This window comes from Streptomyces sp. NPDC055189 (genome assembly GCF_053606765.1).
This window is the reverse complement of the sequence record NZ_JBSGSG010000044.1, coordinates 67,075-75,451: the sequence shown is the minus strand read 5'-3', so window position 1 is coordinate 75,451 and position 8,377 is coordinate 67,075. Positions and strand designations below refer to the sequence as shown.

8 protein-coding genes are annotated in these 8,377 nt (G+C 69.6%); 3 read left to right on the top strand and 5 right to left on the bottom strand.

From position 1 onward, the window contains the following. Positions 1-330: AfsR/SARP family transcriptional regulator (locus tag ACWFR3_RS27435; RefSeq protein ID WP_453737299.1), on the top strand; the 330-nt coding region annotated here is incomplete at its 5' end. Between the two features lie 129 nt (positions 331-459). Beyond that, positions 460-1,314 carry a dimethylargininase gene (gene ddaH / locus ACWFR3_RS27430; protein ID WP_453737298.1) on the top strand — a complete coding sequence of 285 codons (855 nt, stop codon included), beginning with the start codon at positions 460-462 and terminating at the stop codon, positions 1,312-1,314. Here the strand turns inward: ddaH and argB are convergent. Together argB and ACWFR3_RS27420 are read right to left on the bottom strand one after the other, a co-directional pair. Further along, positions 1,304-2,212, bottom strand: coding sequence for an acetylglutamate kinase (gene argB, locus ACWFR3_RS27425; RefSeq protein WP_453737297.1), 909 nt, complete (start codon positions 2,210-2,212; stop codon positions 1,304-1,306). The genes ddaH and argB overlap by 11 nt on opposite strands. Before the next feature lie 309 nt (positions 2,213-2,521). Then, entirely contained in the window at positions 2,522-3,862 is a 1,341-nt protein-coding gene (locus tag ACWFR3_RS27420; protein ID WP_453737296.1) for a lysine N(6)-hydroxylase/L-ornithine N(5)-oxygenase family protein, read from the bottom strand. A gap of 203 nt (positions 3,863-4,065) precedes the next feature. Here ACWFR3_RS27420 and ACWFR3_RS27415 point away from each other — a divergent pair, with 203 nt between their 5' ends. Then, complete coding sequence (locus ACWFR3_RS27415; protein WP_453737295.1) at positions 4,066-4,710, top strand: FMN-binding negative transcriptional regulator; 645 nt, start codon at positions 4,066-4,068, stop codon at positions 4,708-4,710. Between the two features lie 42 nt (positions 4,711-4,752). On the opposite strand, the gene ACWFR3_RS27410 is transcribed toward ACWFR3_RS27415, so the two are convergent. The 3 genes from ACWFR3_RS27410 to argC are packed head-to-tail and all read right to left on the bottom strand — an operon-like array spanning position 4,753 to position 8,199. After that, positions 4,753-5,976 (bottom strand): acetylornithine transaminase, encoded by a 1,224-nt coding sequence (locus ACWFR3_RS27410; RefSeq protein ID WP_453737294.1) that lies wholly within the window; start codon positions 5,974-5,976, stop codon positions 4,753-4,755. 46 nt (positions 5,977-6,022) lie between these two features. Beyond that, positions 6,023-7,174 (bottom strand): bifunctional glutamate N-acetyltransferase/amino-acid acetyltransferase ArgJ, encoded by a 1,152-nt coding sequence (argJ, locus tag ACWFR3_RS27405; protein ID WP_453737293.1) that lies wholly within the window; start codon positions 7,172-7,174, stop codon positions 6,023-6,025. Next, positions 7,171-8,199 carry an N-acetyl-gamma-glutamyl-phosphate reductase gene (gene argC / locus ACWFR3_RS27400; protein WP_453737292.1) on the bottom strand — a complete coding sequence of 343 codons (1,029 nt, stop codon included), beginning with the start codon at positions 8,197-8,199 and terminating at the stop codon, positions 7,171-7,173. The genes argJ and argC overlap by 4 nt, the downstream gene beginning before the upstream one ends. Positions 8,200-8,377 lie beyond the last annotated feature (178 nt).

The window sequence follows — 8,377 nt, the reverse complement described above, 5'->3', positions numbered from 1 at the left end:
ATCGAGGCGGATCTGCGCCTGGGACGGCACCGGGAGCTGTTGGGTGAGCTGACGGTGCTGGTGAGCCGGTATCGCACGCACGAGAATCTGCACGGCCAGTTCATGCTGGCGCTGTATCGCTCGGGGCGCCGGGGTGAGGCGCTGAGCGTCTACCAGCGACTGCGCCAGGCCCTGGTACGCGACCTGGGCCTTGAGCCCTCACCGGAACTGCGCCGCCTGCAACAGGCCATCCTCAAGACCTCCGAACCCGGCCTCCAGGCCCCGGCCCTCCAGAACACGACTCCCTACGTTTCCACGGCCGCGAACGCGCGACTGGTCTCCGCCGCCTGATACGGAACAACTCCCTTCCACGAGAAGGACGTTCACGCAACGGATGTTCACGCCCGGCGCCGCACACCCTGCAGCGCCGTGCACGCAACACACTCCTCTCTCTCACGAAGAACACACGGAGGACCCGTCATGTCCTTGAACGGCCCCGCAGTCGACCGACCGGCATCCCGGACCCAGCGGGAGCAGCGGGAGGCGGTACCGCACCGCCTGCTGATGTGCCGTCCCCAGTACTTCGACGTGACCTACAGCATCAACCCGTGGATGAACCCGGAGAAGCCGACGGACGCCGCGACGGCCCTGCTCCAGTGGGAGCAGCTGCGCGAGCTGTATCTCGCGCTCGGGCACACGGTCGAGGTGGTCGAGCCGATCGAGGGCCTCCCGGACATGGTGTTCGCCGCCAACGGCGCCACCGTGGTGGACGGCAAGGTCTTCGGCGCCCGCTTCCGGCACCGGGAGCGGACCGCGGAGGGACCGGCCTACCTCGACTGGTTCGCCCGCAACGGCTTCCACGAACTGCTGTGGCCCGAGCACATCAACGAGGGCGAGGGCGACTACCTGCGCGTGGGCCGCCGCATGCTGGCCGGCACGGGTTTCAGGACCGACCCCCGCTCGCACGCGGAGGCCCAGGAGTTCTTCGGTATCCCCGTGACCGCCCTGACCCTGGTCGACCCGAACTACTACCACCTGGACACCGCCCTCTCGGTGCTCTCGCCGGACGAGGTCATGTACTACCCGCCGGCCTTCAGCCCCGGCAGCCAGGCGGTGCTGCGCGAGCTGTTCCCGGACGCGGTCATCGCCTCGGAGCAGGACGCCGCGGTGTTCGGCCTCAACGCCTTCTCCGACGGACTCAACGTACTGCTGCCCCAGGCGGCCACCGCGCTCGTCGAACAGCTCAAGGAGCGGGGCTTCAACCCGATCGGCGTGAGCCTCGGCGAGCTGCTCAAGGCGGGCGGCAGCGTCAAGTGCTGCACCCTCACGCTATAGGCGTGTCCTTCGTGCCCTCCGTGTCCTTCGTGTCTTCGGGGTCGGGCGTGATTTCGGTGCCGGTGGTGTGATGGTCGGTCATGTGGTGGAGGACGGAGTGAGGGGTTCTTCCGTCGATGACGCGGGCGGTGCTGACGCCGTTTCGTACGGCGTGGAGGCATGCGGTCATTTTGGGGATCATGCCGTCGCTGAGTTCGGGGAGGAGTTTTTCGAGTTCGCGGGCGGTGAGTTTGGGGATGACGTCTCCGCGGTGTGGCCAGGCGGGATAGAGGCCGGGGACGTCGGTCATCATGAGGAGTGTGTGGGCGTGCAGTGCGGTGGCGACGGCGGCCGCGGCGGTGTCGGCGTTGATGTTGTAGACGTGGCCGTCCTCGGCGCTGCGGGCCAGGGGGGAGATGACGGGGATGCGGCCGTCGTCGAGCAGGGTGTTGATGGTGCTGGTGTCGGTGTGGGTGATCTCGCCGACGCGGCCGATGTCCACGGGTTGTCCGTCGATCCACGGGACGCAGCGTTTGGCGGTGAGGGTGTTGGCGTCTTCGCCGGTCATGCCGACGGCGAGAGGGCTGTGGCGGTTGATGAGGCCGACGAGGTCGCGTTGGATCTGGCCGGCCAGGACCATGCGGACCACGTTCATCGCCTGTGGTGTGGTGACGCGGAGCCCGGCTTTGAATTCGCGGGGCAGGCCGTGCCGGGTGAGTTCGGCGTCGATCTGGGGGCCGCCGCCGTGCACGACCACGGGGCGGAGTCCGGCCTGGTGCAGGGAGACGATGTCGCGGGCGAAGGCTGCCGTGAGGTCGTCGTCGACCATGGCATGCCCGCCCAGCTTGACCACGACCGTCCGGCCCTGGTGCGGATGGTCGGGAACCGGCACCGTCACCGGTCGCACGTTGTCAGTCATGAGAACCTCGCACGACCACGACGGTGGACCGAGCCGCCGACCCGACCGGGCAGTTGGCGCTCATCATTACGACTCCTTCTGTGGAGGAAATCCCGGCTCCGGGCACGGGCCCGACAACCAGTGGACATGCGCTTGAGTTCCGGATGAGAACACTTGGCTGTGCCGCGGGATGCCGGGAAAATGAATACCTGTCGATCCCGGCTGCGCCCCGCCGCGAATGGATGACGATTCGCTCTCAGCCCGTAAGTGAATCGGGGACGGCTTGAATCGGAGTGGAATGACGAGCAGCCACCCGTTCGACGACGCCGCCTAGGGGGCGACGGCGACGGAAGAGGCACGGTCGAGTTCCCGCTCGGTGCGCCGCATCATGATGGAGTCGGCTACCTCGCCGCCGCGTATCGCGATGTTCGACAGCAGGGCCGACGTCAGACCGTGGGTGTGCTCGGTGCCGCCCTGCAGGTAGACGCCGCAGTTGAGTTCCGATGCGGAGATCAGCCGGTAGTCGCGTTCCACCCGGTGTTTGCCGGCCGCGTCGCGCTGGAAGTGCCGGTCGAAGTCGCCGAGCAGCCGGGCCGGGTCCAGGCTGTCGTAGCCGGTGGCGAAGACCAGGGCGTCGACGGACAGTTCCTCCGTCTTGTCGTCGAGCAGCGAGCGCAGGACGACCTGTGTGCCGTCCCCGGCCTGTTTGACCTCGGCGACCCGGGAGAGGTTGCGGAAGTGCAGCCGCTGGGTGCCGCGCACCTGCTCGTCGTACGAGCGCTGGTGCAGGGACCGGATGACGTCGGAGTCGACGACCCCGTAGTTGGTGTTGCGGTGATAGCGCCAGAACGCGTCGCGTGCCTGCTGGGTGCCGAAGTAGTAGTCGTCGACCGCGTCGGGGTCGAAGATCTGGTTGGCGAAGGGTGTGTCGTCGGCGATGGAGTAGCCGTAGGAGGGGATGACCGCGGAGACCTGCGCGTGCGGCAGCGTGTCGTAGAAGAACCGGGTGATCTCGGCCGCGCTCTGTCCCGCGCCGACCACCGCCACGTTCTTGAGGTCCTCCGGTTTGCGTGAGTTGAACTTGGCCAGGAACTCCGAGCTGTGCCAGACCCGTTCGTCGGACGTCACGCCCTCGGGCAGGCGCGGCACCAGACCCGTGGAGATCACCACGTTGCGTGTGGTGACCACGCTGGTGGTGCCGTCGCTGCCGCGCACCTCGATCTGAAGGAGGTCGGGCGCCTGGGCCCCGTTCTCGGTGACGGGCGTGATGGAGGTGACTTCGGTGCCGTAGGTGACCCGGTCGCCGAGGCCGGCGGCCGCCCACTCCAGGTACTGGTGGAATTCTTGCCGGGTCGGGAAGAAGTCCTGGTTGTTGACGAACTGCACCAGCCGGTTGGAGGCGTGCAGATACGAGATGAAGCTGAACCGGGACATCGGGTCCCGGTAGGTCGCCAGGTCCTTGAGGAACGAGATCTGCATGGTCGTCGACGGCAGCAGCATGTTCCGGTGCCAGCCGAACGTGGGCTGCCGCTCGAAGAAGTGGGACTTGACCGGATTCTGCGGATCGCTCGCCCCGTGCTCCTCCAAGGCGATCGCGAGCGACAGGTTGGACGGGCCGAACCCGATACCGACCACGTCGTAGATCTCTTCGCTGCTACCCGTTATACCCATTGAGGTTTCTCCCGCTTGCGTCTGGAAAACTCGGCTGTTGGTCCGAGAGACCGTTCTGCAGTGTTGGTCCGGAGTCTGTCCAAGACGACTCAAAGACAACTCGAAAACGGCCTGAAGACCATTCGAGAGCTTCTCGAGGTTCTGTCCAGGGCGGCGGAAGTATGGTCGGCGCGGATTTTCCGACTGCCGAAAGGTGATTCAGGATGTTCGTGCCGAGCTTCTACCGAGAATCGGACAGTTCGTGGATGGTGGACCTGATCCGCGGTAATCCACTGGCGCTCGCGGTGGCCAACGGCTGCCCCCGAAACGGCCCCTTCGCCACACATCTGCCGGTCATCTTCGACCCCGAGACGTCCGCCGACTGGACCGGCGAGCTGCCGGGCGCCACGCTGCTCGGACACATGAACCGGGCGAACCCGCACTGGGCGGCCCTGGAGTCCGGCAGCGTGCTGCTCCTGACGTTCACCGGCCCGCATTCTTATGTGTCGCCCACGGTGTACGAGGTGACTCCGGCCGCTCCGACCTGGAACTTCACCGCGGTGCACGTCCGGGGCGTGGTGGAGAAGATCGACGAGATGGAGGAGACGCTGGGCGTGGTGCAGTCCACGGTCCGTGCCTTCGAGGGCTCCTTCGGCGACGGCTGGGACATGACCGAGTCCCTCGGCTACTTCCGTAAGATCGCGCCCGCCGTGGGCGCCTTCCGCTTCAAGGTGACCGGGGCCGAGGGCATGTTCAAGCTCAGCCAGGAGCAGCCGGGCGAGGTGCGCGACCGGGTGCGCAAGTCCTTCGGGGAGAGCGCGTGCACGTACAAGCGCGAGACGGCCGGTCTGATGAGCCGGCTGCCGTGACGTGCCGCGGGCCTCGGCCGCGGAGGGAGGGGCGTACCCGCTTCAGACCGCCGTGAGCACCTCGTCGGAGACCACGGTCAGTGCTGCCCGGAAGCCGTCGAGGAAGGTGTCCACCTCGCGGTCCGACACGGTCAGCGGCGGGGCGAGCCGGATGACGTCCGGTGCCACCGCGTTCACCAGGAGGCCGTTGTCCTGGGCCGCCTGCTGCACGCGCCCGGCGATCTTCCCGTCGAGCACCACGCCCAACAGGAGCCCCGTGCCCCGGACTTCGCGCACCAGCGGGTGCCCGGTGGACTCCAGGCCGCGCCGCAGCCGCTCGCCCGCCCGGGTCACGTGGGCGAGGATGCCGCCCCGCTCGATGGTGTCAAGGACGGCGAGCGCGCCCGCGCACACCACCGGATTTCCGCTGAAGGTGGAGCCGTGGGTGCCGGGGGTGAGCAGCTGTGCCGCCGCGCCGAAGGCGAGTGTCGCACCGATGGGCAGGCCGCCGCCCAGGCCCTTGGCCAGGGTGACGACGTCCGCCTCGACGCCTTCGGCCTGCGCGGCGAACCAGCGGCCCGTGCGCCCGATGCCGGTCTGGATCTCGTCCAGGACGAGGAGGGTGCCGGTCGCCGCGGTGATCTCGCGGGCGGCCCGGAGGTAGCCGGGCGGGGGCACGATCACGCCGCTCTCGCCCTGCACGGGTTCGAGCATCAGGAGCGCGGTGTGCGGGGTGACGGCGGCACGCAGGGCCTCCACGTCTCCGTACGGTACGTGGGTGACGTCGCCCGGCAGCGGGAGGAAGGGGCGCTGCTTGTCGGGCTGGCCGGTGAGGGCGAGGGCGCCCATGGTGCGGCCGTGGAAGCCGCCGGTGGTGGCCACCATGTGGGTCCGGCCGGTGAGCCTGCCGATCTTCAGGGCCGCTTCGTTGGCCTCGGCCCCCGAGTTGGAGAAGTACACGCGGCCCGTGCGTCCGGTGAGCCGGAGCAGGCGCTCGGCCAGGTGCACGGTCGGTTCGGCGATGAACAGGTTCGACACATGGCCGAGCGAGCCGATCTGCTCGGCGACCGCCCGTACGACCGCGGGATGGGCGTGACCGAGCGAGTTGACCGCGATGCCGCCGACGAAGTCGAGGTACTCGGTGCCCTCCGCGTCCCAGACCCGGGTGCCGCGGCCGCGGACCAGCGGCAGCCGCGGGGTGCCGAAGTTGTCCATCATGACGCCCTGCCAGCGGTGGGTCAGCGCCGTGTTGCCCGCCCCGATGATGTCCGCGCCGTCGTCGCTCATCGTGTCTCCTTCGTGGGGTGCCCCGCACGCCGGCGCGGGGAGGTGGTCAAGAGGCGTACGCGCTGTTCTCGTGGACGTACTCGGCGGTGAGGTCGTTGGCCCAGATGACGGCGGACTCCGTGCCCGCGGCGAGGTCCACGGTCAGTCGGACCTCGCGGCCCGACATGTCCACGAGGTCGCGGTCCTCGCCCACCGACCCGTTCTTGCACACCCACACGCCGTTGATGGCGACGTTGAGCTCGTCGGGGTGGAAGGCGGCGCCGGTGGTGCCGATGGCGGACAGGACGCGGCCCCAGTTGGGGTCCTCGCCGTGCAGGGCGCACTTGAGGAGGTTGTTGCGGGCGATGGAGCGGCCCACCTCGACGGCGTCGTCCTCGCTCGCGGCGTTGCCCACCTCGATGCGGATCTCCTTGCTCGCGCCCTCGGCGTCCGCGACGAGCTGGCGGGCCAGATCGGCGCAGACCTCGCGCACGGCGTCGGCGAACTCCGCATGGCCCGGCTCGACGTGGGCCGCGCCGGAGGCGAGCAGGAGCACGGTGTCGTTGGTGGACATGCAGCCGTCGGAGTCGACGCGGTCGAAGGTGAGGCGGGTCGCCTCGCGCAGCGCCGTGTCCAGGACTCCGGAGTCGAGCGCGGCGTCCGTGGTCAGCACGACGAGCATCGTGGCGAGGCCCGGCGCGAGCATGCCGGCGCCCTTGGCCATGCCGCCCACCGTCCAGCCGTCCCGGCTGACGGCGGCCGTCTTGTGCACGCTGTCGGTGGTCTTGATGGCGACCGCGGCTCGCTCGCCGCCGTCCTCGGACAGCTGGGCCGCGGCCTCGGCGACGCCCGGAAGGAGCTTGTCCATCGGCAGGGTCACACCGATGAGGCCGGTCGAGGCCACGGCGATCTCGCCGGAGCCGACGCCGAGCACTTCGGCGGCCTTCTCGGCGGTGGCGTGCGTGTCCTGGAAGCCGAGAGGGCCGGTGCAGGCGTTGGCGCCACCGGAGTTGAGGACCACGGCCGCGACCACGCCGCCCTTGACGACCTGCTCGGACCAGAGCACCGGCGCGGCCTTCACCCGGTTGGAGGTGAAGACGCCGGCCGCGGCCCGACGCGGTCCGGTGTTGACGACGAGCGCCAGGTCCGGGTTGCCGTTCTGCTTGATTCCGGCGGCGATGCCCGCCGCCGTGAAGCCTCGTGCTGCGGTGACGCTCACGGTGCGACTCCGATCGTGGAAAGCCCGAGCCCCTCGGGGAGGCCGAGGGCGATGTTCATGCTCTGGACGGCACCGCCCGCGGTGCCCTTGGTGAGGTTGTCGATGGCGCTGATCGCGATGATCCGGCCGACCGCCGGGTCGAAGGCGACCTGGACCTGCGCGGCGTTGGACCCGTACACGGCCGCGGTGCTCGGCCACTGCCCCTCGGGCAGCAGCGTCACGAACGGCTCGTCGCCGAGTGCCTTCTCGTACGCCGCCCGTATGTCGTCCGCGCCGACCCCCGGCCGCGCCGCGGCGGAGCAGGTGGCGAGGATGCCGCGGGGCATGGGGGCCAGGGTCGGGGTGAAGGAGACGGCGACCCGGCGGCCCGCGACGGCGCCGAGGTGCTGGCTCATCTCCGGGGTGTGCCGGTGGCCGCCGCCCACGCCGTACGGCCGCATGGAGCCCATGACCTCGCTGCCGAGCAGGTTCGTCTTGGGGGCCTTGCCGGCGCCGGACGTGCCGGACGCCGAGACGACCACCGCCTCGGGTTCGGCGAGTGCCGCCGCGTACGCGGGAAAGAGGGCAAGGAGGACGGCGGTCGGGTAGCAGCCCGGCACCGCGATGCGCCCGGACCCCGCCAACTCGGCGCGTGCTCCCGGTAGTTCGGGCAGCCCGTAGGGCCAGGTGCCCGCGTGCGGCGAGCCGTAGAACGACTCCCAGTCGGCCGCGTCCGCGAGGCGGAAATCCGCGCCGCAGTCGACGACGAGCGTCTCGTCGCCCAACTGCTCCGCGACGGCGGCCGACTGGCCGTGGGGCAGGGCGAGGAAGACGACGTCGTGCCCCTTGAGGGCGTCGGCTGTGGTGGGCGCGACTTCCCGCCCGGCCAGTGGAGCCAGGTGCGGCTGCAACGTACCCAGACGCTGCCCCGCACTGGAGTTCCCGGTCAGAGCACCGATCTCCACTTCGGGGTGGGCCAGCAGCAGGCGCAGGAGCTCGCCTCCCGCATAGCCGCTCGCTCCCGCCACGGCTGCTAGCACTGCCATGAGCCCTCCCGATAGCCCCGCGATGGTGACGCCGGCCGCAACAGCCGCGTCGATCGCGTGCCGCCTCGCCCGAGGGGCGCCCGCGGTAGGTGCGGGACGAACAAGTGCAAGGAAGGTTGGGTGCCGTCCATCGCTCCCCCTCGGATCGGGCCACGCGTCCTCGGACCATAGAACGGTG